The sequence below is a fragment of the Bacillus sp. ISL-34 genome (assembly GCF_018613325.1).
In the GTDB taxonomy this organism is placed as follows: domain Bacteria; phylum Bacillota; class Bacilli; order Bacillales; family DSM-1321; genus Peribacillus.
On the sequence record NZ_JAGGQJ010000028.1, the window covers coordinates 21,155 to 48,033 of the forward strand.

The following is a 26,879-nucleotide window of genomic DNA, read 5'->3' on the forward strand; positions in this document are numbered from 1 at the left end:
TTTTATAAAATACATACAGATTGACTTCATAAACAAAGTTAGGAGAAAAGAATGAAACGAGAAGATCCTTTATCCTTAATATTTCACTTCACAGATAAACAAGGTGACATCAGGCCTCTATATTTTACGAATCCGAAAAAAGTATTCATCGCCCATTCAATTGAGGATGTCATTCCCCAATTCCAAAAAGTCCATGAAGCGATCGAACAGGGGCATTATGCAGCGGGATATGTTTCCTATGAAGCGGCACCTGCTTTTGAAAAATCTTTTAAAGTAAAAGATGGAGCCAAAATGCCATTATTATGGTTCGGGATTTTTGATAAACCGGAAGAAGAAATACCTGAAAAAATGACCGGGGCTTTTAATTTAGCTGAATGGCAATCAGAAACGGATTCAAATACATATCATTCCGGGTTTCAAAGGATAAAATCCGAAATCGAGAAAGGCAATACGTATCAAGTCAATTACACGATGCGTTTGCAATCCCAGTTCGAAGGAGATGACTTCGCTTTCTTTGATCGCTTGAAGAGAGCTCAACGTTCGAACTATAGTGCATATTTGAATGTGGGGACACATCGGATCCTATCGGCTTCACCCGAGTTGTTTTTCCGTTGGGAAGATGGTCAGTTGATTACTCGGCCAATGAAGGGAACGGTAAAGCGGGGAACGACACTGAAAATGGATCAGCTCAATGCAGACTGGTTAGCAGCCTCGGAAAAGAATCAAGCTGAAAACTACATGATCGTTGACCTGCTCAGAAATGATTTGGGAATGATCGCAGAACCAGGAAGCGTCAAGGTTCCACAGCTTAAGGCAATTGAAAAATATCCGACCGTTTGGCAAATGACATCCACGATAATAGCCGATACGAACCCAGGAACAACAATCATTGATATATTCAAGGCCCTTTTTCCTTGTGGATCGATAACAGGGGCACCTAAAATAAAAACGATGGAGATCATTGCAGATATCGAGAATTCACCACGTGAAGTTTATTGCGGTGCAATCGGGTTCATCACCCCTGAATCCGAAGCAGTTTTTAATGTGCCGATTCGTACAGTCGTGATCGATAAGGAAACTGGGAAGGCCGAGTATGGGGTAGGCGGGGGAATCACTTGGGATTCCGAGCTATCGGAAGAATATGACGAAGCCTTTTTAAAAGCCAAATTATTGACGGTGGAAAGGCCTGCTTACAAACTATTGGAATCGATGAAGCTCAGTGATGGCGAATATTATTTGTTGAATGATCATATCGATCGGATGAAACAATCCGCTGATTACTTCGATTACCGGTTCCCTGAAGTGAATCTTAGGGATCAACTCCAAAATTATGCGGATTTAAACAAAGGGACGTTGCAAAAGGTAAGGGTATTACTTAATGAAAATGGTGAAATTGAAGTTTCCGGACAAGCAATCAAGCCCCTTGATTCAGAATTTACGGCCATCTTGGCTGAAACTCCAATATCAAGTGCAAATCCATTTCTATTTCATAAGACCACCAATCGTGATGTATATGAAGGCTATCAAATGAATAATCCTGACTTCCATGATGTTCTGCTTTGGAATGATGAAGGATTCATCACGGAATTCACGAACGGAAATGCAGTGGTAAAGATAAATGGTGATCTTTATACCCCTCCGGTGGAATCAGGTCTCCTTGCTGGAACATTTCGTCAAGACTTGATCAGGAAGAAGGAAATCAAGGAAAAACCCATTTCAAAGGCTGACCTTAATAACGCTGAGGAAATTTGGTTTATTAATAGTGTGCGAGGGAAAGTAAAAGTGAATTTAACTTTCTAAGCTGATTATTCGTAAAAAAGTGAAAATTGTAATCTTTATTGCAGTTGTTGAGTTATAGTAGATGATGAATACTACATTTCCGGGAGGGACTGCTGTGAAGATGCATAAAATCGCAGGTTTATCGATTATGGATTGGATAGCGAAAGATCCTATACTTAATGATGTGATAAAGATGAACGAAGTCTTCTGGACGAATCCAGATTACGGTAACAAGCAAGAAAACCCAATCGTCCAAGCTGAACAAGTTAAATCGGCTGAAGAAAGATTAAAAAGATTTGCCAATTATATAATTAAAGCCTTTCCAGAAACCGAACCAATGGAAGGGATCATTGAATCACCGCTAGTCGAGATTCCTTCCATGCAAAAAAACTTGGAAAAATCCTATGAGACTAAAATCACTGGGAAACTTTTGCTGAAATGTGACAGTCATTTACCGATATCAGGTTCCATCAAGGCTCGCGGAGGTATTTATGAGGTCTTAAAACGTGCTGAGGAAATTGCAATGAAGCATGGTGGTTTAAAGCGGAATGATAATTATGGAATACTTGTGAGTGATGAATATAAGGAGCTTTTTTCAAAATATTCGATTGCAGTCGGTTCAACCGGCAATTTAGGATTGAGTATTGGAATAATGAGCGCCAAGCTGGGATTTAAGGTAACGGTCCATATGTCTGCAGATGCCAAACAGTGGAAAAAGGATAAATTAACAAGTCTTGGTGTCATTGTAAAGGAATATGATGATGATTATAGTAAAGCTGTAGAAGAAGGCCGTAATGAAGCATCACTTGATCCCGATTGCCATTTTATTGATGATGAAAATTCAATAGATCTGCTGCTAGGTTATGCCACCGCTGCAACGCGCCTGAAGAAACAACTGAAAGATATGTCCATACAAGTAGACGAAGATCACCCTTTGTTTGTGTACTTGCCATGTGGAGTCGGCGGCGGGCCCGGTGGTATTACATATGGGCTCAAGTTAGCCTTTGAAGATGATGTACATTGTTTTTTTGCAGAGCCGACACATTCACCATGCATGACTCTCGGATTGATGACAGGCCTTCATGACAAAATCTCGGTGCAGGACTTTGGCATAGATAATAAGACGGAAGCAGATGGGCTTGCTGTCGGAAGGCCTTCAGCATTAGTTTCCAGTATGATGACGACAATGTTAAGCGGCAGCTATACCATAGAAGATAAAAGGTTACTCGAACTGCTCAGGGGAATGGCAGAGACGGAAGGGCATTATTTAGAGCCATCTGCCCTCGCAGGCGCATTTGGTCCCGTGCAACTTTTTAAAGCTCCAGAAGGAAGGAAATATCTTATGGATCAAAAACTGCTGGATAAAATGGACCAGTCCACGCATATCATCTGGGCGACCGGCGGGAGCATGGTACCAAAGGTTATGATGGAACAGTATTTATCTAAAAGTTAAAAAATGTTCAGGGGAGTGAATTTATCAGACTGCAGACAAACTCAAAGAAAAGCGAGTTTGTCTGCAGTTTTTTATTGAAAAAACGCTTTAAGTTGTTTTCAGCGGTAGCACTTTTTTCTTTCGTTCACAAACTTTTTCATACACCGCACATTATTCGACCGTTGGCGCAGTTTTTTCGACCTAGACCGCGCTTAATTCGACCGCCAACGGAGTTTTTTCGACCTAAACAGCCCATTATTCGACCTACACCGCATTATTCGGACTCCGGAGCATTCATTTTGCGGTCCACATTTTGAAACTGTTCCTATCCGTAAATCGGGAAAGGGAATTGGGATGAGACCATTCCGAACCCCATTTTGTCGACAAACTTAAAGAAGTTCACGAAAGTGAACTTCTTTTTTCTTTATAGACCCCATGAGTTCAATAAAAGGTGAATGGCTTTTTCCAATTCGGATTCAGGGATTCCTGCAAAGCCCAATATGATTTTTGGGGGATGTTCGTCAGTTTTTTCAATTGAATATGTCGATAATCCATAAATTTTAATATGATCTTCGTTTGCCTTTTGAATAAGTGTCTGTTCATCCATGCCGTTCTTAACGATGAGGACGATATGCAATCCTGACCGCTCACCAATGATCTTTATTTGTTTATGGGGTTTAAACAGATCGATCACTTTATCCAACTTACGCCGGTACACTTTCCTCATCCGATTCAAATGCTTTTCGAAATCCCCTTCCTTCATGAACTGTGTCAACACATGCTGATCAATCCGAGAAACGGTGGAATGGTAAAAAGATAATTCCTGTTGATGCATTTGTAACAATGGAGCGGGAAGAACCATGTAACTGATCCGAATTGATGGCATCAATGACTTGGAAAATGACCCTAAATAAATCACCTTATCACCAGCATCCATACTTTGTAGGGAAGGAATTGTTTTTCCACTATAACGAAATTCACTATCATAATCGTCTTCGATAATATAGCGGTTTGCTGCCCCTTGAGCCCAGTTCAACAATCGTGTCCGTCTGTTAACGGATAGAATCGTCCCATTTGGGAAGTGATGTGAGGGAGTGACATACACGACATCGATGTTTGACTCTTCAATTTGGTTTACCTTTACGCCTTCTTCATCAATTCGCAGTGGATGGACTTCATTTGGGTAGCTGCGTAAAATCCGATGAATCAAGTGATACCCAGGATCTTCAACACCATAAATGGCATTTTTATCGAAAAGAAGGACAAGCTGCTGCAATATAATTTCCATTCCTGCACCAATGATGATCTGTTCGGGAACACATTGTACACCACGTGCATGATACAAATAATGGGCAATTTCACATCGTAATTCATATTCCCCTTGAGAATCCCCAAGTAGCAGAAGATCTTGATGTGATTCATCGATTTTGCTTTTCGTGTATTTTCTCCATTTTTCAAATGGGAAGTTTTCCGTGTCAATTTGGCTGGGATGAAAATGATACAGCAATTTCCCTTCTTTATGATTATTTTGCTCCAAGGAAACCTGGTTAGTTTGTGTATACTCTAAATCCTCGAATGTTTGAATATAGTACCCTTTTCTTGGTATGACTTCAACGTATCCTTCAGCAGTCAATTGTTCATATGCAGTCTCGACAGTATTTTGACTTATTTGAAGGAACTCTGCCAATTTCCGTTTGGACGGCAGCTTTGTCCCGTAAAGAAGACGGCCATCAATGATTTCTTTTTTAATATGTGAATATAATTGTTCGTACAAAGGTACTTCACTTGACCGATTTAAATCACAAGAAAGCATATTCATTTTGTTTCCACCTTTTATAATTTAATGCTGACCCCATTAAGTTTATTAAAACTGACACTTTCAATGCGGTCAACTATTTTTTATACTAAATCTAACAAATCTAAAAAATGCAAATATTAGGGGGAAGAGAAATGGAAAAATTATTAGGAACTGACACAGTAAAAAGAGGAATGGCACAAATGCAAAAGGGTGGCGTAATTATGGACGTCATTAACGCAGAACAAGCAAAAATCGCAGAAGCATCCGGTGCTGTCGCTGTCATGGCATTGGAAAGGGTTCCTTCCGACATCCGTGCGGCTGGCGGGGTAGCAAGAATGGCAGATCCGCGAATTGTCGAGGAAGTAATGAATGCAGTGTCCATCCCGGTCATGGCTAAAGCAAGGATCGGCCATATTGTTGAATCAAGGGTCCTGGAATCCATGGGAGTGGATTATATCGATGAAAGTGAAGTGCTGACTCCTGCTGATGAAGAATACCATATTCTAAAAAGTGATTTCACAGTACCTTTCGTTTGTGGCTGCCGTGATTTAGGCGAAGCTGCACGCCGTATTGGTGAAGGAGCATCAATGCTTCGTACAAAAGGAGAACCAGGTACGGGTAATATTGTGGAAGCTGTCCGTCATATGAGAAAGGTACAGTCACAAATTCGTAAAGTGAGCATCATGAGTGATGATGAATTAATGACGGAAGCAAAAAATATTGGAGCCCCTTATGAAATTTTAAGAGAAATCAAACGGACAGGTAAATTGCCTGTAGTTAACTTTGCAGCTGGCGGAATTGCCACTCCAGCAGATGCAGCACTGATGATGGAATTGGGAGCAGATGGCGTTTTCGTAGGGTCTGGTATTTTTAAATCTGAAAATCCAGAAAAATTCGCATCGGCAATCGTTCAAGCGACTACATACTTCACCGATTATGAATTGATTGGCCGGTTGTCCAAAGAGTTGGGCAGTGCAATGAAAGGAATTGACATTTCCAAACTAGCTCCGGCAGAACGGATGCAGGAACGTGGATGGTAATATGATAACTATCGGTGTTTTAGGATTACAGGGAGCAGTTGAAGAACACTTGAACCAAATCAAAGCTGCCGGCGAACAAGCAATTATCGTAAAAAAACCGGAACAGTTGCTGGAAATCGATGGCTTGATCATTCCAGGCGGAGAAAGCACGACGATGAGGAAGCTAATGGATCGTTATGGATTTATGGAACCGGTCAAAACTTTCTTCGAAGAGAAAAAACCTATTTTCGGTACATGTGCTGGGATGGTACTGGCGGCCAATGAATTGACTGGCGATGAGAAGGCCTACCTTGGACTAATGGACATATCCGTGAAAAGGAACGGTTTTGGACGTCAAAAGGATAGTTTCGAGGCTGAACTATCAATCAAAGGAATGCAAGATCCTTATAAGGCAGTTTTCATCCGGGCGCCTTTTGCCGATGGAATTGGAGAAGGTGTAGAAGTATTGGCTGTTTATGAAGAGAATGTAGTGGCTGCGAGACAAGACCATGTCCTCGTTAGTGCTTTTCATCCAGAATTAACAGGTGATGATCGTTTTCTGCAGCTTTTCATTGAAATGGTGAAGACATCCACAAGTAAGGCCGAATTGAAAACCTGCTAAACAAATGAAGCTGTCCTATTAATAGGACAGCTTTACTTTTGAATGCTCAAAACGCTTTAAAATACATATTAACTTGAATAAAATATCCTTTACTTTTATAATAAAAAAAGTAAGTAATCACTTACCTGTTTTTTTAGTGTTGGAAGGGGAATGTATGTGACAGCAAGAGTTGCAGTTATTACAGGAGGAGCAAGCGGTATTGGCCGAGCGACATGCTTGAAATTCGCTTCAAAAGGGACAAGGTCGTTGTTGCGGATTTTAATGAAGAAATGGGACAGGAAACCGTTGAACAGATAACAGCGGATGGTGGAGAGGCCATTTTTGTTAAAACGGATGTTTCTAAGCAGGAAGATGTTGAATCGTTAATCAATTAAACAGTTGAAACATACGGAAGGATCGATATCATGTTTAATAATGCCGGCATCAGTGCAGGCGGTATGATCCTCGATCAAGATATGGAGGGTTACTTCAAAACGATTGGAGTGGACCAGCACGGAGTTGCCTTTGGAATTATGGCAGCAGGACGGAAAATGAAAGAGCTAGGTAACAAGGGCGTCATTATAAATACCGCATCTGTGTTTGGCTACTTAGCTTACCATGGAACCTTGCCTATCAGGCGACTAAAGGCGCTGTAAGAATGATGACACAGACAGCTGCTTTGGAATTGGGTGCTTATGGCATACGAGTAGTGGGCATTGCGCCAGGCGGGGTTGACACTCCTATCATTCAAGGCTATAAAGATATGGGAATCATCGATAAATTGAATGCATGCCAAATGCGCGGTAAATTAATTAAGCCAGAAGCCATTGCAAATGCCGTCTATCTATTATCATTAGAGGAAGAGGATGCAATCAATGGAAGTGTAGTCATGGTCGATGATGGCTATGCATCCTTTAAGTGATTTTCTATAAAAGATAACATCGTTCCAATCAGACGATGTTTTCTATTGATGATATATGGGAATATTGATTTCTAATAGATCAAAGGTAATATTGACCGATTTATACCATCGAAAATAGATTGGTGAAGCCGGTCTTATCTTTATAAAAGAAGGTTGATATTTTTGAAAAAAGGGCAGCAAACCAAAGAACGAATCATAAATGTAGCCCGGACTCTTTTTGCCACTAAAGGTTTTGACATGACAAGAACGAATGAAATTGCCTCTGCATGCAATGTTTCCGAAGCTACTATTTACAAATACTTTGACAGCAAAAAAGATTTGCTATTGGCTACAATTACCCCTGATGAGCAAGAGGAATCAGAAGATGGAACTAGCCATCTATCTACGGATGATCTAGTGGAAAATCATGTTTGCACCATGATAAATAAAATTCTTGATAATAAAGAACAGTTTTCGATTCTATTCAGGGAAACGCAATTCGATCAAGATATTTCGAAGCAATATGTAGATCAGATCTTCAAGCCGAATGCCAAGCACATTGAAATACAGAAGAGAATAGATAGCGGTGAGATACAATATATCTCTGATATTATCCTATTTAATGTAGGGATCATTTCTTTCACATTGGCATTATCTACACATTATGAGATCCATCAACAGAAAAAGGAGCCATATTTTACTTCTGAACGAATTAAGAGCATTGCTCAACTTTTGGTATATGGTATTCATGGCAAACAAAATCATACATAATGAAACGGTCATATTGAAAGGCAAGCATCAAGCCGCAAATATGACCGTTTTATTTTCCTTCAGAGTCGATGAAGTCAACTTGTAAATTTATTAAACCAGAGTGTAAGATTTGACTTATATTTTTCAGACTATTACGATAAATTCATGCTGCACGAAATGCTTCACGAAGATTTTATCTGGAAATCATGTAACATTGGAGGGGGATTAAATGAGCGATATCGTAATTTTATCAGGAAGTCCGGCTATTCCGTCAAGAACGGACATTTCACTAAAACATATTCAATCATTAGTCGAAAACGAAGGATTTACCACAGCTTATTTCTCAATTACGGATTTCTCAGCAGATGATTTATTCCAAGGGAAATATAATAGCGAAGACATCTTAAAACTTTCGGAGAAAATCCAAGCAGCAAGAGGTGTCATTATTGGTTCACCGGTTTATAAGGCTTCTTATACAGGTGTAATGAAAGCATTGATTGATTTGCTGCCAGAAGGTGCTTTTAAGGGTAAGCCAGTACTGCCAATCATGATTGGCGGAAGTAACAGGCATCTATTGGCGATTGACTATGCGCTTAAACCATTAATTTCAATATTAAAGGGCGAGCCGCTGCAGGGCATTTATTTTGTTGATAAGGAAATAGATAAACAGAATTCAGAAAACCCGATTAATGATTTGCATTTAATTGATCGCGTCCAGAGTCAAGTTCAAGAATTTGTAGAAGCGATACAGTTAAGAAATTAATGAATTCAAGTTATCCCTTCTTCAAAAGGACTGGAATTCGAGAAATTATCTTTTCAAATGATGACAGGCGCCAATAATAGGTTTATTAATGAAAATAGACTCATTTTTTTGGAGACTTTATCTAAAAAGACGAGTCTATTTTCGCATTTAAATGAACATAAAATCATAAATGGAATAGTGTGTATAAAAATAACAGTTCATCCATAATATTAAACCAAGTTATTTTATAAGAAAACTCCATTGACAAGGATTAAATATATGTTAATATTTAAAATAATAAAACTTATCCAGAGCGACGGAGGGAATTGGCCCTTTGAAGTCCAGCAACCTGCATGATGGATGCAAGGTGCTACCTCCAACAAAATGTTGATCATTTTGGAAGATAAGGTAAAGATATTTACCTTGTGATCTTTCCATCATGGAAAGATTTTTGTTTTTTGGAAAAATTGTAGGCAAACCATAACAATGTAAGGTTGTTTGGAATTATATAAATCTAAGAAATTCATTTGATCAGCAGTGAAAATAAGAAATTCGCGGATTTTCTTAAAGGAGGAACAGGTTTGGATAAAGAGAATCAGCTTGAAGAAATATTTGAACGACTTCAAGAAATGCTTAATTCAATGAAATATGGATCCATTACACTTATTGTCCAGGATGGTAAAATCATTCAAATGGAAAGAAATGAAAAATTAAGAATTAAATAAGGTATCTGCTGACTAGAAAAACTAGAGGCGGGTTTAACTGATATAAAGAGAGTATTGGTTAGATTCGTCTCTTTTTCCTAGGGTCAAACAAACTGGAGAAGATTACAATGGGCATTGATCAACAGTTACTCTAACCTATACAGCAAGTTTCTAGAGGGGGCTACAAAGTTGGCTGCATTAATAAACTATGAAAATTTCAACACTGGGGATTTCCCTGTATTTCCCGAAGATAGTGAGACAAAAGGTGCTTTGGAAGTTCTGCAATGGGCGAATGACCATTATGGAAACGAACTGATTTATGCTTGCAGTTTTGGAATTGAAGGCATCGTGCTTACGGATTTATTGGCGAAGGTCAATCCTTCTGCCAAAATAGTTTTCCTTGATACAGATGTTCATTTTGAAGAAACTTACCAATTGATCGAGCAAGTGAAAAAGCGATATCCAAAGCTTTCGATCGAAATGAAGAAACCTGCCTTGACGCTTGAGGAACAAGCAGCGGAATATGGGGATGAATTATGGCTTAAAGATTCAAATAAGTGCTGTAACATCCGTAAAATCATTCCGCTTACCGACGTGCTTTCAACGGCAACAGCCTGGCTTTCGGGACTGCGGAGGGAGCAATCCGAAACAAGGGCTTTGACCGAGTATATCAATAAGGATAATAAGTTCAAGTCAGTTAAAATATGTCCACTCATACATTGGACATGGAAAGATGTTTGGCGGTACGCCCACAAAAACGGACTTCCATATAATATCCTGCATGATAATGGATATCCGAGCATTGGATGTAAAACATGTACAGCACCTGCCTTCAATGCAGATGATTTACGCTCAGGCCGTTGGCAAGGAGCTCAAAAAACGGAATGCGGATTGCATTTATCTTAAATAAATAGAAACCATAGGGGGAAATTAGCATGACAATCAGTCTACCGCACGGAGGAACATTAATCGATCTTTGGGAACCAAAATATGATATTAGTAAAATAACAAAGTCAATTGAAATCGATGAAATTGCTTTAAGTGATCTTGAGTTGATAGGCACTGGTGCCTACAGTCCGATTAAAGGATTCTTTACAAAAAGTGACTATGAGACAGTGGTCAAGGATATGAGGCTTAGCAGCGGGCATGTATGGAGCATCCCGATTACGCTGCCTTTGACCGAAGAAACTGCAGAAACCCTTACTATAGGTGAAGAAGTAACGTTGACTCATGATGGTGAAACATACGGGGTTCTCTCCGTTTCCGATATTTACACTCCAGATAAGCAATTGGAAGCGACATTAGTATATCAAACGGATGATGAGAAGCATCCTGGAGTGAAAAATTTATACAACCGCGGGGATGTATACGTCGGCGGGGAAATAAAGTTGATCAAGAGAATAGAGCGTCCGCAGTTTCAAGCTCATTATTTGGACCCAGTCGAGACAAGGAAAGCTTTTGCTGAAAAAGGCTGGGAAACGGTTGTCGGTTTCCAAACGAGGAACCCTGTTCACCGTGCACATGAATACATTCAAAAGACAGCATTGGAGATTGTCGACGGCCTATTCTTAAATCCGCTCGTAGGTGCCACTAAATCCGATGACATTCCGGCAGATGTAAGAATGGAAAGCTATAAAGTGCTACTTGAAAAATATTATCCTATGGATCGCGTCTCCCTTGCAGTTTTCCCTGCTGCCATGCGTTATGCAGGACCTAGAGAAGCCGTTTTCCATGCGATGGTCCGTAAAAATTATGGTTGCACCCATTTTATCGTCGGACGTGATCATGCGGGCGTGGGCGATTATTATGGCACATATGATGCTCAAAAAATCTTTGGGAATTTCAATGCAGATGAGTTAGGAATCACGCTATTATTCTTTGAACATAGTTTTTACTGTAAAGCATGTGGCAATATGGCATCCGCTAAAACTTGTCCGCATGGCAAGGAAGACCATGTCATCCTGTCTGGAACGAAGGTAAGGGAAATGCTTCGTAATGGAGAAATTCCTCCAGCTACCTTTAGCCGTAAAGAAGTCATCGAGGTGTTGATCAAAGGTCTAAAAAAGAATGAAGTTTATAACTGATCGGACATAAATAGAAGGATCACAAGAAGAGGGGGATTATTATATGAGTAAAAGTACGAATGTCACTTGGCATGAAACGTCATTGACCAAGGAGCTCCGCCGGAAGCAGAACGGGCATGAAAGCAAAGTTCTATGGTTCACAGGGCTCTCGGGCTCCGGAAAATCAACGATTGCGAACGCAGTCGCTAAAGAGTTATATAATCGGAATATTCGAAATTATGTTTTGGATGGTGATAATATCCGCCATGGTTTAAACAAAGATTTAGGTTTTTCTGAAGGTGATCGAACCGAGAATATTAGGCGGATAGGTGAGGTTTCCAAGTTATTCGTGGATAGTGGGCAGTTCGTATTGACCGCCTTCATATCACCTTTCAGGGCAGACCGGCAGATTGTTCGTGATTTACTCGAAGAAGGGGAGTTTATTGAAGTATACATAAAGTGTCCGATCGAAGAGTGCGAAGTGAGAGATCCAAAAGGTCTTTATGACAAGGCTCGTAAAGGAATCATTAAAGATTTTACCGGAATCGACTCTCCATACGAAGAACCTGAACAACCGGAAATCATTTTAGAATCCGACCAATACAGCATTGAAGAGTGCGTTGATCAGGTAATCGGTTATTTGAAAGCAAAGAAAGCGATTTAATCAAGGAGGAAATGTAATGGTTTACGAGAAATTTTGGTCGGAAAATCCACTAATCGCTAAAAATAAAACGGAAGTCTGGAAATTGGAAAAAGACGGCTTGAAGATATTTGATGATATTCCACATTACGCAGCAAATGGTTTTGAGTCCATCCCTAAAGAAAATTGGGATATGTTCAAGTGGGCAGGTCTATACCTGCAACGGCCAAAAGAAGCTGGTTATTGGATGATGCGTGTCGTCATTCCCGGAGGTATCCTGACTTATGATCAACAAATGACTCTAGCTAACATCGCTAAAGATTACGGGAGGGATGTATATGACATTACAACCCGTCAAGCCGTTCAATTCCACTGGCTGACCATTGAACAAGTCCCGGATATCTTAAATCGTTTGGAAAAGGTTGGCATGACTACGGCAGGTGCTTGTGGTGATATCACACGCAATATCATCGGGAATGCATTGGCCGGCATCGATCCTGACGAACTTTTTGATACACGCGAGGTCCTTTATGATGTATTTGAGTATTTCCGCCTTAACGAAGACTATTCGAACCTTCCGAGGAAATATAAAATGTCCATAAGTGCTAATATCCATAATGCTTCAAATGCTGAAATCAACTGTGTTTCATTCAATCCAGCAACTAAAGAAATTGATGGAGTAACGGAAGTTGGTTTTCACGTAAAAGTAGGCGGAGGGCTATCCTCCGTTCCAATGCTGGCAGAGGAACTGGATCTATTCATTTTACCTGAAAAAACAGTGGAAGTAGCGGCCTCCATCACGACGATATTCAGGGACTTCGGATACCGTGAAAAACGTCATCGCTCAAGATTGAAGTTCCTTGTCGCTGATTGGGGTCCCGAACAATTCAAGGAAAAATTGCTGGAATACACCGGTCCGCTTCCTGAAAAGGGTGAAAGTGCGGTGAAGGGATGGAATGCAGGTTATTTCTACGGCATCCATAAACAAAAGCAAGATGGTCTGAACTATGTTGGAGTCAATATACCCGTTGGTCGTCTAAATCCAGACGAAGTGATGGAGTTTGCCGAACTTGCGAAAAAATATGGAAATGGTGAAATCCGCAACTGTAATTCTCAAAATCTAATCATTCCAAATGTGCCGGATGCAAAACTTGAGGAATTAAAGCGGGAATCCATCTTTGAGAGATTTCCATATCAACCAAAAAAATTCATTGGTTATTCCGTTTCTTGTACAGGCATCGAGTATTGCAACCTGGCACTCGTTGAAACAAAAAACCGCATGAGGACCATTTCTGAATCATTGGACAGGGAAATAGATCTCGATGTTCCTGTAAGGATGCATATGGTCGGTTGTCCGAATAATTGCGGTCAAAGAGCCATCGCCGAAATCGGGCTGCAAGGCATTAAAATGAAAAACCAGGACAAAAAAATGGTCGAGGCTTTTGAAATATACGTCGGTGGAACGCTGAATGAGGGCGGGAAGTTCAATGAAAAACTTAAAGGAAAAGTGGAAGCTGAACAGCTCTATCATGTTCTGAAGGAACTGATCCTATTTTTCAAAGAAACAAAACATATATCGGAAACCTTTCTTGATTTTGTGGAAAGGGTAGGGATATCCGATTTACAAAGTAAGCTTGATGATATATTAACGGAAGTGGCCGTTTAATAGGGGAAGGTAAGCAATCCATGAATCTATACCGTTTTGAAGTCACTATCAAGGAAGAACCGGTCCATGTCATCATTGTTGCCGATTCAGATGAAAAGGCCTTTGATCTTGTTGATATCGAGCTGGAAAAGCATTATTTGAAAATGCCTGAAGTGGATGACATCTCATTATACGAAAAAAAGAAAATTAAAAATGGAGCAGGTTTCGTTTTATCGGAATTCGAAACAATTCTCTAAGGGAAGGCAGGTTGCAAAAATGGGGAAAGTATATCTAGTAGGAGCCGGTCCCGGAGATCCAGATTTAATTACATTAAAAGGATTAAAATGCATTCAAGAAGCTGATGTCATTTTATATGATCGACTTGTCAATAAAGAACTTTTGAATCATGCAAAAGAAGGCGTCGAGCTGATTAATTGCGGTAAACTGCCGGATTATCATTTGTTGCAGCAGGATACCATCAATCGGTTCCTGGTCAAATATGCAAAAAAGGGAAAAATAGTCACCCGTTTGAAAGGCGGCGATCCATTCGTCTTTGGGAGAGGCGGGGAGGAAGCGGAAGCCCTCGCCAAAAGCGGCGTGAGCTTTGAAATCGTACCGGGCATTACGGCTGGAATCGCCGCTACAGCTTATGCGGGAATTCCAGTTACACATAGGGACCACGCTTCATCTTTTGCAATTGTTACCGGCCATAGGAAAAAGGATGAAGAGGATAATATCAAGTGGGAATCCCTTGCAAAAGGAATCGATACATTAGCCATTTACATGGGTGTTAAAAACCTGCCATATATTCAAGGAAAACTTTTGGAACATGGAAAAAATCCAGAGACTCCGGTAGCCCTTATTCATTGGGGGACATTAAAAACGCAAAGAACAGCTGTCAGTACGTTGGCTAATGTAGTGGAAACCGCCAATAACGAACAGATTTCGAATCCTTGCATGATAGTCGTGGGCGATGTCGTAAATTTACGGGAAAAAATCAAATGGTTTGAAGGGCAACAAACCGAAAATTTGTTGGCGAATGAGGCCTTTTAATGGAAGCCATCTTATATATTTGCCATGGCAGCCGCGTTAAAGAAGCTTCAGCCCAAGCCATTGATTTTATTAAAGTTTGTATGCAAACACAGCCAAATTCCATTCAGGAGCATTGCTTCTTAGAATTGGAAACTCCTACGATAGAAGAGGCCTACGAACGATGCGTGCAAAAAGGAGCGACGAGAATCATCGCCATTCCAGTTCTATTGCTAACGGCTGTACATGCAAAACATGATATTCCGGTCATATTGAACAAAATGAAAGAACGGTACCCTGCCGTTGATTTGAAATACGGAAGACCGATTGGTGTCAGTGATAAAATGGTTGACATTTTAGTGGAACGGTTGGAGGAAACAAATGTAAGGGTTACGGAGGATTCCTTGGTTTTATTGGTTGGAAGGGGCAGCAGTGATCCTGACGTTAAAAGGGATTTGTCTCGATTGGCCAATTTGCTAATGAACAGGTTTCCAAAAATCCGTGTACAAGAGTGTTATTTGACAGCTGCCACACCAAGCTTTGGAGAAGCATTGGAATTTGCAGAGGAATCTCGATCAAACCAAGTATTTATCATTCCTTACCTGTTGTTTACCGGTCTCTTAATGCAGTCCATCGAAAATAGTATAAAAAAGATCCAAAAAAAGGGGAAGCAAAAAATCATACTTTGCCGATATCTAGGTTATCATCCAAAGATTGAACAAGCAATATCGGAACGAATTGATGAAGTGAGTGGGGAGGGAGCCTATGTATCCAATTACGCTTAATATTGAGAACAGGAAGTGTGTCATCATCGGCGGTGGTAAAATAGGTTACTTTAAAGCGGGCCCCTTATTGGAAGCTGGTGCTGATGTGACCGTCGTAAGCCCCGAGATATGCACGGGATTTCAACAGCTGGAGAAAGAAGGCAAGATTCAAGTTTTACTTAAAGAAGTGGAAGAAACTGACTATAAAGATGCATTTTTAATCATTGTTGCAACAAATTCTTCTGAAGTTAATGAACGGGTGTACGAGAATGCATCCCAAAGTCAGTTGGTGAACGTAATCAGCAATCATGAGCTGGGTAACTTTCATATACCGGCCACATTGAAAAGAGGCATGCTTTCCATAAGTGTTTCTACGAATGGAGCAAGTCCAACGCTCGCAAAAAAAATTCGGAATGACCTAGGTAAAGTATATGATGAATCATATGAAGATTATCTTGAATTCCTTTTTGAAGCAAGGATGATCATTAAAAGCGGTTCCTTTTCAAAAGAGGAAAAATCTAAGTTATTGAAAGATTCAATAGAGGATATTTATAAATATTCCCTAAAAGAAAGATATCGTTTCTTAGCTAGGCTTATGCCAGTAGAAGCTGAATAAAAAAATCATGGGCTGATCAGAAAAACTGAAGGCACCTAACCAACATGTCATTTCATTTTGGTTAGGTGCCTCTTTGTGTCTTATAGAACAAAATGATCTATACAGGCAAACGGTGGTCGATGTTATCTAGGTTCTATTTTAGTTGAAAAAGGGGGATGTCATGAAAAAGTTAATCGTTTTAGCCTTTATCGGGTTTTTAGCCCAATTAATCGATGGTTCGCTTGGAATGGGGTATGGAGTGAGTTCCACTTCCTTATTGTTGACATTCGGGATTGCCCCTGCAGTAGCATCAGCATCCGTTCATTTATCGGAAGTAGTGACCACAGCAGTTTCCGGAGCTTCACATATAAAGTTTGGAAACGTGGATAAAAATATGGTCTATCGCTTGATCATTCCAGGTTCTGTTGGTGCATTTGTAGGTGCATGTTTCCTGAGCAACCTGCCAGCCGAATTAGCTAAACCGTATATTGCCATATTTTTGTTTGGCCTTGGTGTATACGTTTTATTCCGCTTTTTATTTATTTTTAAACCGTCAAAGGAAAATGAAACCGTAAGGCCATTGACCGCTAAACAATCCATTCCGTTAGGCCTTTTTGCAGGCTTTTGTGATGCAACAGGCGGAGGCGGTTGGGGACCGATTGCAACTCCCGTTTTATTGTCAAAAAAAGGAATGACGGCAAGGAAAGCCGTAGGGACTGTAGATACGAGTGAATTTGCCATTGCTTTCTTCGGAAGTCTTGGTTTTATCATTTCGCTTGGATGGGAAGCTGTCAATTGGCTTTGGGTCGTAGCGTTGATAATTGGTGGGGTGGTTGCTGCACCAATTGCAGCCTGGTTAGTCAGGATGCTTCCTGCTCAATTAATGGGTGTCTTAGTTGGTGGTTTCATTATCTTGATCAATGTACGAACATTATTAGCTACATGGATTCCGATTGAAGCCCATATATATATCTATACAGGCATCGTAATTATATGGCTTTCTGGAATTCTCCTTACTATCAATAAAATGTCCAATGCGCGAAAACATGATCATATCGAACAACGGCAGAATGTTTCCTGAAACCCGAGTTAAAAAAAGAAGCGAATTTACTCAAAAGCATATTACGATACGTAACATAAAAACTCGTAGGTACATAAATACCTACGAGTAATGTCATTTGCCAAATGGGAATCCGCCTTTAAATTTTAATAATGTTCAAGACTCTATTTAATAGATTCATTTATTTCCTAGATCCATCTATTGGCTGTTAATAATCGAGAGATCTATGTCTCCAATATCTATGTAGTTTATTCTCCTAATAAAGAATCAATAGTACCCTTATACTATAGTCGGCTATAGTGAGAGATTAAAATAGCAGCAGAACCATTAATTTATGTCCTGCTGCTGTTCAAATGATTGAATTGTATCTTCATATAATTCAATAAGCGGTAATATATTTTTTTTACTATCGAATTGTTCCAATACCAATTTCCTTAAATCCCTGCCTGTTTGAACACCGGCGTTTGATTGATGGAGGTTGCGTAAGTCCTGATAAAGAATGGCTTGGCTGCAAGTCTGTTTTGCAGCGTGATCCCCAAAGTAGCATTCCCAGGCTTGTTGAAAGTTTTTCTTATTCACCGCCCCAAAATATCCGAGATTTCCACAAGAAATAACGGGTCTTTCGCATGCCATTGCTTCCAAAGCAACCCTACCCGTACCTACTACATAGTCTGCAAGTGCATAAAAGTCTTTCACATTCTTTTGTTCCCCAGTGAAATGAATGAACTCTTCTTTATATAAAGATTGGATACTCGCAGCCACATTCTTAATGTCCTTGAGCTGGCTGCCGCTACCGACGATGATTACATGAAGGTTGGGGATATCCTTTAATTTTAAATCCCTGCAAGCTTTTATTAAAAGCATGCAGATTTTTGCTTTATGCCGGGTTATCCTGCTGCAGTAAAGAATTACTTTTGCATTCAGGGGAATATTCATTTTTCTTCTTAATTCAAATGAAGGGGAAGGGGAAAAATCGGTTGTATCAATCCCATTAGCAATTACTGAAATATTCTTTGGGAATAATGGCTGTATATGTTTTTTTACCGGTTCACTAACTGCAACCGCAGCATCTGTAAACTGTAACACACTTTTTATATCCGATTTCTGGAAGTATGTCCCGTGCAGAGTGAAGACGAACGGAATGTTTGAGAGCTTAGCTGCCCTTGCAGAGATGTTGCCGGATATAATCTGGTGCCCGTGCACTAGTGTAATCTGTTCTTTTCGTAACAAATCTATCAAGCTCTTCAATAATGGAGATTCCGCCTCCGAGTTGATCGTTAATGTTTTAGGGAAATTCATTTGGTGAACTTTACATCCTGTTTCTCGTAACCGGCTAATCATGCTGCCTTTTCCTGTAACAACTGCTGTATATATTCCTCTAGATTGTAATTCCTTCACAAGACTCAATACATGCGTTTCCGTTCCGCTTACATCCATCGTATCTAACACCATCAAAACTCTTATGGGTTTCATGATGCCTTACCTCTTTGGGAAAATTCATCAGATCCAGGAACTGAATGAAGCTTAATTTCATTTGAATTCAATGGTGAAAGTAACAATTTAATGTGGGAACCTGGCTGATTTAGTAAGGTACAACAATTAGCATCGTCCGCTTCTGAAAAACCTTTATTAATAGGAAGTGAACATTTGAAAATTTGGGAATTTGCTTGATTCAGAGATTCTGTTTTTATTGCAGACGTTTTGTAGCATGAAGGGATTACACTGCCTATGTAATCCTTTATTTGTCTGTTTGTCATTGTTATCACCTCAACCGTATCATATTCATCCTATAGAGAAATGGACATGATTTCGTAAAACCTTGAAAAAAAAGTCAAGTAATTTAAAAAAAGGTTGTTTAGTCCAAGCCGTAAACATCAGTCATCAATATACTATTTTTGAAGCGATATAGAAAGCAGCAGCAAATGGTCAAGCTCCACAAAGGAATCAAATGATTCTGGTGATCAAGGAATTCAAGGAGATTGAATTCAGGCAAAATATTAGCAAAAATTCATATCGGAGATTCCTTTTCGGTTGGAACCAAAAAGGATTCACATTTTCGATCTACAACGAGTTCAGTGCTGCATTAAAGATAAGGAAGGGGGACCGTTGCTAAAAGGAGAAGGAAAAGAAATGTGAGCATGGGGATGAAGGAAATAAGAAGATATCCATGACGAAGGAAATAAAAATAGACAATAAAAAAGGTGGTAAAAAAATGAGCACTGATTTGAGAAGGGTTTTAATTAAGTTACTAGGAAGAACGGTAACGGTTTCCACTGATTTTGCCCCGGTAACGGGAATATTAAGTTCTGTTCAATTTGATTATATCGTAATTAATGAAGCCGCTGGAACTGTAGTATTTGTTCCGGGCTTTGCCATCAATTCTGTTAGAGAGCCTATATAAGGAGGAGAATGCATTGTTAGCTAGTTTTTTTCGTTTACAATTAAGACATTACATTGGGGATACGGTCGAAGTGGCTACGAGCAGTGATTTATTCGAGGGAGTGGTAATTGATGTAACCAATAGTATACTTCGATTAACAGAAACGTCTCCGGGTTATGAAGCCGATCTAGATATCATAACCATTCCACTAAATCAAATTAATTATGTTCGCGTTGATAACGTACAATAAGTTATATGAAGAAGCACCATCTATAAGGTGGCTGTTTCTTTTGAACGTGTTAAATGCAACGTATCCCGTCCATTCCCGTTTATTAAGTAAGGGTATATCCTATAATCAGTTATTCCATTCATTAGAACAAATAAAAGAGGGAAACCGTGTTAAAATTGAGTTGGGGTCACCTTTTATTTTTTGATGCTTCTAAACCAAATTCATGTCAAGACAGAGACATGAATTTGGTTTTTTCTTGTTTAAAGGCAGTTATCTTATTTGTAAATTAAAAGCGGAGTTATAGGTCTATGAAGCAAACATCCCTCATTCTAAAGTATTCCTGATTAAGTTTTGGATATAAATTATGAAAATGGCGGAAAAGGTAGTTAAATATTTTTCAGTTTTGTACAATGATTAAATGGCAAATTTGAAAAGGAGTTTTTAAATGGAAGGCATCTCTGATCATTTAAAGGAAAATTTGGATATTTTGTTCGTAGGTTTCAATCCAAGCATTCGTTCAGGCGAGACTGGCCATCATTATGCGAATCCAAACAACCGGTTTTGGAAAATCCTCTTCGAGTCCGGGTTGACACCAAGGAAATATGATCCAACTGAAGACTCGTCATTACTGGATTTAGGTTATGGTTTTACCAATATCGTTTCCAGGCCTACAAAAGGTGCGGACGATATCACTAAAGAAGAGTACATAATAGGAAGGAAGCAATTAAAAAGGAAAATTGAAAAGTATAAACCTAGACTTGTCTGTTTTGTAGGCAAGGGTGTTTATCAGGAATACCGTCAGTTACGAAAAATCTCTTGGGGGCTGCAAGAAGAACCTTCATCGAATAAGAACATGGAATTCGTTGCCCCTTCTTCCAGCGGCTTAGTTAGAATGCCGATAGATGAGATCATCGAAATATATATAGAGTTGCCAATTCTGCTTGACAAGCTGAAAAACAATTGAAGGAACTTATTAAAATAAGGGTGGAATTATATGAGTCAGGATAGTGCTGAATGGAATAGTGATGGCTTTTCCGAGGTGATTGTTGGGGAAGGCTTTTGGCAAGGAGTAAAGGATTGTATACCTACTTTATTGGGATACCTAAGTATCGGTTTTGCTGCAGGGGTCGTCGAAAAAACATCAGGATTAAGCATGCTTGAAGTGGCACTAATGTCGCTTTTACTCTATGCGGGATCTGGATAATTCATAGCTGCGGGGATGATAGCTGCAAGTCATCCAGTATCGGCCATAATTTTTACGATTTTTTTTGTTAACATTCGTCATCTATTGCTTAGTGCTGCATTGGCTCCATATTTCAGGCAGCAAAGTTTGAAACAAAACCTGATAACAGGAGCCTTATTAACGGATGAAACGTTTGGAGTGGCCGTCACAACGGCACAGAAGAGGAAACAGCTTGATTTTAAATGGATGCTTGGTCTGAATCTTGCAGCCTATTTAAATTGGTTACTAGCAAATATGGCCGGCGGTTTCTTTGGCCAATGGATTCCAGATCCCGAAAAATATGGGATGGATTTCGCCCTGCCAGCCATGTTTATCGGCCTTTTAGTTTTGCAAATATTGAGTAAAAAAGACTTTTTTATAGATCTTGCAGTCGCATTTAGCAGCATATTAATCGTTGTTGCAGCAAGTTTCTTCTTTCCTGGCAGTACTGGCGTCATAGTTGCAACGGTTATAGCTTCAACGATAGGGATGGTGATTGGCAGATGGAAATAAGCGGATATATCCTTGCTGTCATCCTAGGGGCTTCAATTGTGACGTTCATACCAAGGGTCGTTCCTTTGATGCTGCTTAGTAAAATGCAGATTCCAAAGTGGGGCATCGATTGGCTAAAGCATGTGCCGGTGGCCGTAATGGCGGCGTTGTTGGCTCAAGAGCTTCTATTATCGGAACAGGTCTTTTCAATTAAGGATAATGCTTTGAATTTGGCCGCAGCTTTACCAGCTTTCCTGGTTGCCATTTTTACGAGAAGTCTATTGGGTACGGTTATGATTGGCGTGCTTTCTTTGATGATATTACGATTTTTCTTTTAAAAAGTACTAAATATTTATATGATAGGCCGATATAACCAGTAATGGATTGCCATTACTGGGTTTTTATTTTCCAAAGAACATATTTCATTACCGCAACTTATGGGTTTGTTCATTACGGTTAGGCAAATGACGCTTTTTTAATGAACATATGAAGCTTGATTATCAAAAAGGGCAGTGATTACATAAACTAGGGTGAATGAACTTCTTAACAGTCGTTTTGGATAGCTGAATTGAAAGCGCTTCTAATTGAAAATGATACAACCAACGTTTAGAAAATGGGAGACTGTCAACAATGGGAATAAGCAAATAACTATGGAGGTGTTCAATTAATGAATGTAAATGGTGCACTAGAGGTTCTTGATCGCATGCGGCTTCCTAATGGCGCATATACTGCAAGCGTTTCCGATGATTATAATTATGTCTGGATAAGGGATGTCGTTTATACAGTAATACCTTTTATAAATGATCCGTCAAATCGTTACGAGAAAGCATATCATGCTTTATTCGACTTATTTCAATCCTATGAGTGGAAAATAGATATTCATACGGAGCAGAAACCCCAGTTTTTATTTGAACATATCCATGCACGGTATTCCACAGAGCTTAAAGAACTGCCCGATGAGTGGGGGCATGCCCAAAATGATGCGATAGGTGCCTTTTTATGGGGGGTCGGTGAAGGATATAAGCATGGAAAAAAAGTAATAAGAAATCAACGTGATTTACAAATCGTTCAAAAGTTGGTCAATTACTTGGAATGCCTGCAATATTGGCAATCGGAAGATAACGGGATGTGGGAAGAGAATATTGAAATCCATGCTTCAAGCATAGGTGCATGTGTTGCCGGTTTGAATTCAGTCAAAATGCTGGTCAACGTCAAGGAAGAACTGATTAAAAAGGGAGAAGAAACTCTTCGTTTCCTGCTTCCAAGGGAAAGTTATTCAAAAGAGACGGATTTAGCCCTTTTATCCTTAATTTATCCTTACCGACTTGTAGACCGTGAAATAGCACTTAAAATATTGAAGAATGTCACAGAGCGCCTAGAAAGAACAAAGGGTTGTATAAGATATGAAAAAGACCTTTATTATAATGACGGTCAAGAAGCGGAATGGTGTTTCGGGCTTCCGTGGTTAGGCTTATGCTACCTTGAACTTGGCATGATGAACAAAGTTAAGGAATATATAGGTAAAACGAAAATGATCATACCCGAAAATTGGGAGGTACCTGAATTATATATAGGAGGCAGTAATATTCCAAACAAGAATACTCCTTTGGCATGGTCAGTTTCATTATCCTATTTATTCTTGACGAAGACTTCCATGATTCGAACTGAACAAATAACATGAAGCATTCATACATGATACCTTAAAGCTCTTCCTAAAAATTGGGGGGAGCTTTTATTGGTATAATAATATTTTTACAATAAATGGCTATTTCCCTCAAAAAAATGTTTTAATTTACAAAAAAACGGGCATTTATTACAATAACTTCACCTCCATTTGAAGGATTAATATCATTTTCACCGAATATATATAATAACTGGGGAAGGATGGGTAAAATACTATCGAGTTAATACTGATGGAGGGGTTTTATTGAGTACTATTATAGACCAGCTGCAAGAGAATTATCCAAGCGATTTCGATTTGTATTTGTTTCATGAAGGCACCCTTTATGAAAGCTATAAAATGCTTGGGGCACACATTGTAACATCATTAGGTAAAGAAGGAGTACGCTTCGCCGTTTGGGCCCCCCATGCCAAGCAAGTTGCAGTAGTCGGTAATTTTAATAATTGGGACGGAAAAGATCATGCGATGAAACGGATCGAGCGTTCAGGTATCTGGGTGTTGTTCGTACCAGGACTACAAGAAGGGGAACTCTATAAATACGAAATACATACACCTGGAAATAAACGAATCCTAAAAGCCGATCCATATGCCTTTTATTCGGAAGTCAGACCAAATACAGCCTCGGTCATTAAAAGGCTGGATAATTTTGAATGGCAAGATTCGAAGTGGATAGCCGATAGGAAAAAGGAAAATATTTATCATAAACCCATGACCATTTATGAAGTGCACCCAGGAACATGGAAACAGAAAGAAGATGGCGAATTTTATTCGTACCGTGAATTGGCTGATAGATTAGTTGATTATGTGATTGATAATAGTTTTACACATATTGAAATCATGGCCATAATGGAACACCCATTTGATAAATCGTGGGGGTACCAGGTCACGGGCTATTATTCTGTAACCAGTCGTTACGGCTCACCGGAAGATTTTAAATATTTAATTAACCTTTGCCACCAAAAGGGCATAGGTGTAATCCTTGACTGGGTTCCCGCCCATTTTTGTAAAGACTCCCATGGACTTTCCCGTTTCGATGGTACGCCTCTCTATGAACCAATTGATCATACTAGAGCAGATCGCCCGTTATGGGGGACATACAACTTTGATTTTACCAAACCGGAAGTAATCAGTTTCCTTATATCAAATGTAATGTTTTGGATGGATGTATACCATATTGATGGGGTCCGTGTCGATGCGGTATCGTCAATGGTTTACTTAAATCATGATAATCCATTGCCGGTCAAGCTGAAAAATCAGTTTGGCGGTGAGGAAAACCTGGAAGCCATACAATTTTTGCAAAAACTTAACGAAGTGGTTTTCAAGAAATATCCCAATGCATTAATGATGGCTGAAGAAGCAACAGACCGGCCACTTATAACTTCTCCTACCGATATAGGCGGCCTGGGCTTTAATTACAAATGGAATATGGGATGGACTAACGATATCCTTCGTTATATGAAACTTGAAACGCATGAAAGGCCATATCATCATAGCCTCTTAACATTTTCATTTTTCTATGCTTTTTCAGAAAATTTCGTCTTGCCCTTTTCACATGATGAAGTGGTTCATGGCAAGAAGTCTTTATTGAATAAGATGCCAGGTGACTATTGGCAGAAATTCGCAAATTTACGGTTACTCTTTGGGTATTTCATGACGCATCCCGGAAAGAAGCTTCTATTTATGGGTGGTGAATTTGGCCAGTTCATAGAATGGAAAGATGAGGAACAATTGGATTGGCTGCTTTTGGAATATGAATCCCACGAAAAGCTGGCCTATTATTTCCGTACCCTTCAGGATTTTTATAGGCAAACATCCTCCCTTTGGAGACTGGATCATGTCCAGGAGGGTTTTGAATGGATAGATCCGAACAATAGTGAACAAAGTATCATTACCTTTATGAGAAAAGGTAAACGCAAAGGCGACTATTGCATTGTTGTCTGTAATTTTTCTGCACAGGCTCATGCTCGATATCAAATAGGCGTACCATCCCAAGGCAAATATATAGAGGTTTTCAGCAGTGATTCAGCAGCTTTCGGAGGATCGGGTCAGATCAATGAAGAACCCATTAATGTCAAAAAGGAACCATACCATAATCAACCATTCAGCATGGAAATAACTGTACCTCCATTAGGCATTTCTATTTTTATGAAGCAAACAAAAAAAAGACGGGGGAGAGTGAACGAATAATGGGAGCAAAAAAATGGATAGCAATGTTGTTGGCAGGAGGCCAGGGTTCAAGGTTAGGTGAATTGACAATCGGTTTGGCAAAACCAGCTGTTCCCTTTGGCGGTAAATATAGAATCATCGATTTTCCATTAAGTAACTGCACTCACTCTGGTATTGATACGGTTGGGGTACTGACCCAATACCAGCCATTGATTCTAAATGATTATGTTGGTAATGGCAAAGCTTGGGACCTTGATCTGGATGTTGGCGGAGTTTCCGTTCTTCCCCCTTATCAAGGGAAAGAGGGCGGTGAATGGTATAAAGGGACGGCGAACGCTGTTTATCAAAATATCCAATACATTGATAACTATGATCCGGAACATGTACTGATTCTCTCTGGTGACCATATTTATAAGATGGATTACAGTAAGATGCTGGATTATCACATCGAAAAAAATGCAGAGGCAACCATAGCTGTCATTCAAGTGCCGTGGCAGGAAGCAAGTCGTTTCGGAATCATGAATACCAATGATGATGATAAAGTCACTCAATTCGATGAAAAACCAAAGTATCCAAAGAGTAATCTCGCTTCCATGGGAGTTTACCTTTTCAATTGGAAAACCCTAAGACGGTATTTAATAAATGATGAAAAAGATGAAAATTCTTCCAATGATTTCGGCAGCAACATCATTCCAAAGATGCTTGAAGACCGAAAAAAGCTATATGCCTATCGTTTTAATGGTTATTGGAAAGATGTTGGAACGGTGGAAAGCCTTTGGCAGGCCCATATGGACTTATTGGAGGATACGCCAAATTTCCAGTTGGATGATCAGCAATGGAAAATTTTTGCCCGCAATGCAAATCACCCGCCGCAATATATATCACCGGATGCAGTGGTCAGTCAGTCGCTTGTCAATGAAGGGTGCATGATTCATGGGAACATTGAACATTCGGTTTTATCCTATAATGTTCAGGTGGGCTATGGGTCAACCATAAAAGATTCAGTCATCATGCCTAATGTTACGATTGGTGAAAACGTTCATATAGAAAGAAGCATCATAGCCAGCAATTGTGTTATAAAAGATGGTGCCGTAGTTGGAAATTCAGCGGTTACATCCGATATTACCTTAATTGGTGAAAATCAGACCATTATCAATCCAAACAAAAAAAAGATCACTCTTAACTAG

At 39.6% G+C, this 26,879-nt stretch carries 25 protein-coding genes, 2 pseudogenes and 1 riboswitch; of the genes and pseudogenes, 25 read left to right on the forward strand and 2 right to left on the reverse strand.

Annotated features, from left to right (window positions below; genetic code table 11):
• The first annotated feature begins 51 nt into the window (after nucleotides 1-51).
• Entirely contained in the window at nucleotides 52-1,800 is a 1,749-nt protein-coding gene (pabB, locus tag J7E52_RS19695; protein ID WP_214750148.1) for an aminodeoxychorismate synthase component I, read from the forward strand.
• A 100-nt stretch (nucleotides 1,801-1,900) separates the two neighbouring features.
• Nucleotides 1,901-3,232 carry a D-serine ammonia-lyase gene (locus J7E52_RS19700; protein WP_286197930.1) on the forward strand — a complete coding sequence of 444 codons (1,332 nt, stop codon included), beginning with the start codon at nucleotides 1,901-1,903 and terminating at the stop codon, nucleotides 3,230-3,232.
• Between the two features lie 403 nt (nucleotides 3,233-3,635).
• On the opposite strand, the gene pdxR is transcribed toward J7E52_RS19700, so the two are convergent.
• Nucleotides 3,636-5,030 carry a MocR-like pyridoxine biosynthesis transcription factor PdxR gene (gene pdxR, locus J7E52_RS19705; RefSeq protein ID WP_214750149.1) on the reverse strand — a complete coding sequence of 465 codons (1,395 nt, stop codon included), beginning with the start codon at nucleotides 5,028-5,030 and terminating at the stop codon, nucleotides 3,636-3,638.
• 131 nt (nucleotides 5,031-5,161) lie between these two features.
• On the opposite strand from pdxR, the gene pdxS reads away from it, so the two are divergent.
• From pdxS to J7E52_RS19780, 15 genes and pseudogenes are all read left to right on the forward strand, one after another.
• Nucleotides 5,162-6,049 (forward strand): pyridoxal 5'-phosphate synthase lyase subunit PdxS, encoded by an 888-nt coding sequence (gene pdxS, locus J7E52_RS19710; RefSeq protein WP_076369529.1) that lies wholly within the window; start codon nucleotides 5,162-5,164, stop codon nucleotides 6,047-6,049.
• Nucleotide 6,050: 1 nt separating this feature from the next.
• Nucleotides 6,051-6,650: a pyridoxal 5'-phosphate synthase glutaminase subunit PdxT gene (pdxT, locus tag J7E52_RS19715; protein ID WP_214750188.1), complete on the forward strand. Its 600-nt coding sequence runs from the start codon at nucleotides 6,051-6,053 to the stop codon at nucleotides 6,648-6,650.
• A 150-nt stretch (nucleotides 6,651-6,800) separates the two neighbouring features.
• Nucleotides 6,801-7,551, forward strand: a pseudogene (locus J7E52_RS19720) (SDR family NAD(P)-dependent oxidoreductase).
• Nucleotides 7,552-7,713: 162 nt separating this feature from the next.
• On the forward strand, nucleotides 7,714-8,301 hold the full coding sequence (locus J7E52_RS19725; protein WP_214750150.1) for a TetR/AcrR family transcriptional regulator: 588 nt from the start codon (nucleotides 7,714-7,716) through the stop codon (nucleotides 8,299-8,301).
• Between the two features lie 208 nt (nucleotides 8,302-8,509).
• Nucleotides 8,510-9,043 carry an NADPH-dependent FMN reductase gene (gene ssuE / locus J7E52_RS19730; RefSeq protein ID WP_214750151.1) on the forward strand — a complete coding sequence of 178 codons (534 nt, stop codon included), beginning with the start codon at nucleotides 8,510-8,512 and terminating at the stop codon, nucleotides 9,041-9,043.
• Nucleotides 9,044-9,323: 280 nt separating this feature from the next.
• Nucleotides 9,324-9,432, forward strand: a riboswitch (SAM riboswitch).
• Between the two features lie 171 nt (nucleotides 9,433-9,603).
• Nucleotides 9,604-9,747, forward strand: coding sequence for a YezD family protein (locus J7E52_RS19735; RefSeq protein WP_072273036.1), 144 nt, complete (start codon nucleotides 9,604-9,606; stop codon nucleotides 9,745-9,747).
• A gap of 180 nt (nucleotides 9,748-9,927) precedes the next feature.
• Nucleotides 9,928-10,632, forward strand: coding sequence for a phosphoadenylyl-sulfate reductase (locus tag J7E52_RS19740; protein ID WP_309476912.1), 705 nt, complete (start codon nucleotides 9,928-9,930; stop codon nucleotides 10,630-10,632).
• A 29-nt stretch (nucleotides 10,633-10,661) separates the two neighbouring features.
• Nucleotides 10,662-11,810: a sulfate adenylyltransferase gene (gene sat / locus J7E52_RS19745; protein ID WP_214750153.1), complete on the forward strand. Its 1,149-nt coding sequence runs from the start codon at nucleotides 10,662-10,664 to the stop codon at nucleotides 11,808-11,810.
• 43 nt (nucleotides 11,811-11,853) lie between these two features.
• A complete protein-coding gene (cysC, locus tag J7E52_RS19750) occupies nucleotides 11,854-12,453 on the forward strand; it encodes an adenylyl-sulfate kinase (RefSeq protein ID WP_214750154.1) in 600 nt (199 codons plus the stop codon).
• Nucleotides 12,454-12,469: 16 nt separating this feature from the next.
• Nucleotides 12,470-14,095: a nitrite/sulfite reductase gene (locus tag J7E52_RS19755; protein WP_214750155.1), complete on the forward strand. Its 1,626-nt coding sequence runs from the start codon at nucleotides 12,470-12,472 to the stop codon at nucleotides 14,093-14,095.
• A gap of 20 nt (nucleotides 14,096-14,115) precedes the next feature.
• Complete coding sequence (locus tag J7E52_RS19760; protein WP_214750156.1) at nucleotides 14,116-14,331, forward strand: DUF3906 family protein; 216 nt, start codon at nucleotides 14,116-14,118, stop codon at nucleotides 14,329-14,331.
• A gap of 19 nt (nucleotides 14,332-14,350) precedes the next feature.
• Nucleotides 14,351-15,127, forward strand: a complete 777-nt coding sequence (gene cobA / locus J7E52_RS19765) for a uroporphyrinogen-III C-methyltransferase (protein WP_214750157.1) — start codon at nucleotides 14,351-14,353, stop codon at nucleotides 15,125-15,127.
• On the forward strand, nucleotides 15,127-15,888 hold the full coding sequence (locus J7E52_RS19770; RefSeq protein ID WP_214750158.1) for a sirohydrochlorin chelatase: 762 nt from the start codon (nucleotides 15,127-15,129) through the stop codon (nucleotides 15,886-15,888). The genes cobA and J7E52_RS19770 overlap by 1 nt, the downstream gene beginning before the upstream one ends.
• Entirely contained in the window at nucleotides 15,869-16,483 is a 615-nt protein-coding gene (locus tag J7E52_RS19775) for an NAD(P)-binding protein (RefSeq protein ID WP_214750159.1), read from the forward strand. Before J7E52_RS19770 ends, J7E52_RS19775 begins: the two co-directional genes overlap by 20 nt.
• A 160-nt stretch (nucleotides 16,484-16,643) precedes the next feature.
• Entirely contained in the window at nucleotides 16,644-17,543 is a 900-nt protein-coding gene (locus J7E52_RS19780) for a sulfite exporter TauE/SafE family protein (protein WP_214750160.1), read from the forward strand.
• Between the two features lie 306 nt (nucleotides 17,544-17,849).
• Here the strand turns inward: J7E52_RS19780 and J7E52_RS19785 are convergent, their stop codons facing one another.
• Nucleotides 17,850-18,995 carry a glycosyltransferase gene (locus J7E52_RS19785; protein WP_214750161.1) on the reverse strand — a complete coding sequence of 382 codons (1,146 nt, stop codon included), beginning with the start codon at nucleotides 18,993-18,995 and terminating at the stop codon, nucleotides 17,850-17,852.
• 739 nt (nucleotides 18,996-19,734) lie between these two features.
• Between J7E52_RS19785 and J7E52_RS19790 the strand changes: the two genes are divergently transcribed.
• The 8 genes and pseudogenes from J7E52_RS19790 (at nucleotide 19,735) to J7E52_RS19825 (ending at nucleotide 26,879) form a co-directional block, all read left to right on the forward strand.
• A complete protein-coding gene (locus tag J7E52_RS19790) occupies nucleotides 19,735-19,923 on the forward strand; it encodes a DUF2642 domain-containing protein (protein ID WP_214750162.1) in 189 nt (62 codons plus the stop codon).
• A 13-nt stretch (nucleotides 19,924-19,936) separates the two neighbouring features.
• Entirely contained in the window at nucleotides 19,937-20,152 is a 216-nt protein-coding gene (locus tag J7E52_RS19795; protein ID WP_214750163.1) for a hypothetical protein, read from the forward strand.
• A gap of 424 nt (nucleotides 20,153-20,576) precedes the next feature.
• Nucleotides 20,577-21,095, forward strand: a complete 519-nt coding sequence (locus tag J7E52_RS19800) for a mismatch-specific DNA-glycosylase (protein ID WP_214750164.1) — start codon at nucleotides 20,577-20,579, stop codon at nucleotides 21,093-21,095.
• A 30-nt stretch (nucleotides 21,096-21,125) separates the two neighbouring features.
• A pseudogene (locus tag J7E52_RS19805) lies at nucleotides 21,126-21,866 on the forward strand (AzlC family ABC transporter permease).
• Nucleotides 21,857-22,183 carry an AzlD domain-containing protein gene (locus tag J7E52_RS19810; RefSeq protein WP_214750165.1) on the forward strand — a complete coding sequence of 109 codons (327 nt, stop codon included), beginning with the start codon at nucleotides 21,857-21,859 and terminating at the stop codon, nucleotides 22,181-22,183. Before J7E52_RS19805 ends, J7E52_RS19810 begins: the two are co-directional and overlap by 10 nt.
• A 329-nt stretch (nucleotides 22,184-22,512) precedes the next feature.
• The gene (locus J7E52_RS19815; RefSeq protein WP_214750166.1) at nucleotides 22,513-23,526 is read left to right on the forward strand and encodes a glycoside hydrolase family 15 protein; all 1,014 of its coding nucleotides are present in this window, start codon (nucleotides 22,513-22,515) and stop codon (nucleotides 23,524-23,526) included.
• 246 nt (nucleotides 23,527-23,772) lie between these two features.
• Nucleotides 23,773-25,713: a 1,4-alpha-glucan branching protein GlgB gene (gene glgB, locus J7E52_RS19820; RefSeq protein ID WP_214750167.1), complete on the forward strand. Its 1,941-nt coding sequence runs from the start codon at nucleotides 23,773-23,775 to the stop codon at nucleotides 25,711-25,713.
• Complete coding sequence (locus tag J7E52_RS19825) at nucleotides 25,713-26,879, forward strand: glucose-1-phosphate adenylyltransferase (RefSeq protein ID WP_286197923.1); 1,167 nt, start codon at nucleotides 25,713-25,715, stop codon at nucleotides 26,877-26,879. The genes glgB and J7E52_RS19825 overlap by 1 nt, the downstream gene beginning before the upstream one ends.

Bases quoted from the DNA above. Each gene is read 5' to 3' on its own strand.
- pabB (WP_214750148.1), top strand. From the start codon at position 52: ATGAAACGAGAAGATCCTTTATCCTTAATATTTCACTTCACAGATAAA.
- J7E52_RS19700 (WP_286197930.1), top strand. From the start codon at position 1,901: ATGCATAAAATCGCAGGTTTATCGATTATGGATTGGATAGCGAAAGAT.
- pdxR (WP_214750149.1), bottom strand. From the start codon at position 5,030: ATGAATATGCTTTCTTGTGATTTAAATCGGTCAAGTGAAGTACCTTTG.
- pdxS (WP_076369529.1), top strand. From the start codon at position 5,162: ATGGAAAAATTATTAGGAACTGACACAGTAAAAAGAGGAATGGCACAA.
- pdxT (WP_214750188.1), top strand. From the start codon at position 6,051: ATGATAACTATCGGTGTTTTAGGATTACAGGGAGCAGTTGAAGAACAC.
- ssuE (WP_214750151.1), top strand. From the start codon at position 8,510: ATGAGCGATATCGTAATTTTATCAGGAAGTCCGGCTATTCCGTCAAGA.
- sat (WP_214750153.1), top strand. From the start codon at position 10,662: ATGACAATCAGTCTACCGCACGGAGGAACATTAATCGATCTTTGGGAA.
- cysC (WP_214750154.1), top strand. From the start codon at position 11,854: ATGAGTAAAAGTACGAATGTCACTTGGCATGAAACGTCATTGACCAAG.
- J7E52_RS19755 (WP_214750155.1), top strand. From the start codon at position 12,470: ATGGTTTACGAGAAATTTTGGTCGGAAAATCCACTAATCGCTAAAAAT.
- J7E52_RS19760 (WP_214750156.1), top strand. From the start codon at position 14,116: ATGAATCTATACCGTTTTGAAGTCACTATCAAGGAAGAACCGGTCCAT.
- cobA (WP_214750157.1), top strand. From the start codon at position 14,351: ATGGGGAAAGTATATCTAGTAGGAGCCGGTCCCGGAGATCCAGATTTA.
- J7E52_RS19770 (WP_214750158.1), top strand. From the start codon at position 15,127: ATGGAAGCCATCTTATATATTTGCCATGGCAGCCGCGTTAAAGAAGCT.
- J7E52_RS19775 (WP_214750159.1), top strand. From the start codon at position 15,869: ATGTATCCAATTACGCTTAATATTGAGAACAGGAAGTGTGTCATCATC.
- J7E52_RS19780 (WP_214750160.1), top strand. From the start codon at position 16,644: ATGAAAAAGTTAATCGTTTTAGCCTTTATCGGGTTTTTAGCCCAATTA.
- J7E52_RS19785 (WP_214750161.1), bottom strand. From the start codon at position 18,995: ATGAAACCCATAAGAGTTTTGATGGTGTTAGATACGATGGATGTAAGC.
- J7E52_RS19790 (WP_214750162.1), top strand. From the start codon at position 19,735: ATGAGCACTGATTTGAGAAGGGTTTTAATTAAGTTACTAGGAAGAACG.
- J7E52_RS19800 (WP_214750164.1), top strand. From the start codon at position 20,577: ATGGAAGGCATCTCTGATCATTTAAAGGAAAATTTGGATATTTTGTTC.
- J7E52_RS19810 (WP_214750165.1), top strand. From the start codon at position 21,857: ATGGAAATAAGCGGATATATCCTTGCTGTCATCCTAGGGGCTTCAATT.
- J7E52_RS19815 (WP_214750166.1), top strand. From the start codon at position 22,513: ATGAATGTAAATGGTGCACTAGAGGTTCTTGATCGCATGCGGCTTCCT.
- J7E52_RS19825 (WP_286197923.1), top strand. From the start codon at position 25,713: ATGGGAGCAAAAAAATGGATAGCAATGTTGTTGGCAGGAGGCCAGGGT.